Raw genomic sequence first — 1,494 nt, 5'->3', positions numbered from 1 at the left:
TTCCACGACTCGGCGATGACCGTCGCTGTCCCATCGTCCACGGAGAGCGCCCCGTGCCAGGTCTGCACGAGCTCGCTGCCCGCGGGCACGCGCCACGAGGTGGACCACGTCGAGACGGGCTCGCCATCGAACTCCACCCGCACCTGACCCTGGTAGCCACCCGGCCACCGGTACTGAATCTCCAGCTCGGCCGAGCATCCGTCCGTGCGGCTCGCGAAGACCGATGCCTCGTGCGACGTCTCGGCGATGCCGTCCGGACCGGAGATCAGGCGCTCGCCCCAGGGGGACGGAGAGGCCGGCTCGAAGCCCTGGACGAGGTCCAGGTCCTCCACGCCACCGCTGTTGCCGCTCCACGACCAGCCGAACCAGCCGAGGCCGAGGCGCCGCGTCTCGGCGAGGATCGTGTCCTCGTCGACGTCGTTGCCGTAGTGCGCCGGGCCGAACTCGCCGACGATCAGCGGCAGGCCGGCGTCGACGAAGTGCTCCAGGTAGTCCGTGACCACCGCCCCGTCGCCGTACACCTCGTACATGTGGACGGAGAACACGACGTTCGCGTCGGGGTCGGCGCCGAACACCTGCTGCGCCTGGGAGTACATCGTCCGTGACCAGTCCTGGCCCCAGTTCGGGGCGTCGACGACGATCGTGTGCTCGTACCCGATGTCGCGCAGGCGCTGGATCGCGGCCGACGTCTGCGCCGCCCACTCGTCCGCGACCGGACCGTTGCCGATCGGCTCGTTGCCGATGTTGACGAGGACCTTGTCCTCCGTCCCGGCGAGCGTCGGGTAGAGGTCCTCCCAGTAGTCCACGGCGCGGTCGAGCGACACCGCGGCGGGCGCGTACTCGTCGCCGTACCCCGTCGTGTCGTGCACCTCCAGCGCGCAGACGAGCCGGTTCACGTCGCACTCGCGGACGACCCGCGCGACGTCCTGCGGGTCGTTGCGCGTCCACTGGTCGCCGCTGGACAGGACGACGCGCACCGCGTTGGCGCCCGTGCCCTTGATGTCCTCGAACGACTGGAGCTCGTGGGTGTACCAGGTGTGGGCGTGGTTGACCCCACGGAGGACGAGGTCGCTCCCGTCCGCCTCGACGAGCCGGCCGTCGACGACGTGCAGGCCGTCCGTGGTCGCCTCGTCCGCCGCCGCCGAAGAGGCGAGCGCGAGCGCCGCCGACCCGGCGAGGCCGAGCGCGGCGACGCACGCCGCGACGGACGTCGCACGGGTGCGCACCCTTCGTGTGCTGTTCTCGATCATCGAGCTCCTTCGTCCTGCGCTCGCTCGCGAGCGCGCTCACCATCCCTCGTCGGATGGATTGTTCTGTGAACCGCTTCATGCGCGTGATCGCGCTGCGGAGGTCGGCTCAACGGTCGGGAGAGGAGCCGCGCACGACGCACGAGGCGCTGTTCTCCCAGCCCCAGCCGTCCCCGTCCGGGTCCGACGACGCGCTCGCGCAGTAGGGATACCCGTTCGGCGCCGTGCTCCAGCCCCCGTCGCCGCC

General features: G+C 71.0%; 2 protein-coding genes. Both read right to left on the bottom strand.

Going from position 1 to position 1,494, the window contains the following annotated elements:
* Positions 1 to 1,250 (bottom strand): cellulase family glycosylhydrolase (locus ACFVQZ_RS36465; RefSeq protein WP_383629179.1); only part of this gene is annotated, 1,250 nt, incomplete at its 3' end.
* Positions 1,251 to 1,356: 106 nt separating this feature from the next.
* On the bottom strand, positions 1,357 to 1,494 hold a 138-nt coding region (locus ACFVQZ_RS36460), incomplete at its 5' end, for a carbohydrate-binding domain-containing protein (protein ID WP_383629181.1).

The organism is Streptomyces sp. NPDC057854 (genome assembly GCF_042797055.1).
In the GTDB taxonomy this organism is placed as follows: domain Bacteria; phylum Actinomycetota; class Actinomycetes; order Streptomycetales; family Streptomycetaceae; genus Streptomyces.
Note: the sequence above shows the minus strand (reverse complement) of the source record. Positions and strands in the feature narration are given on the sequence as shown.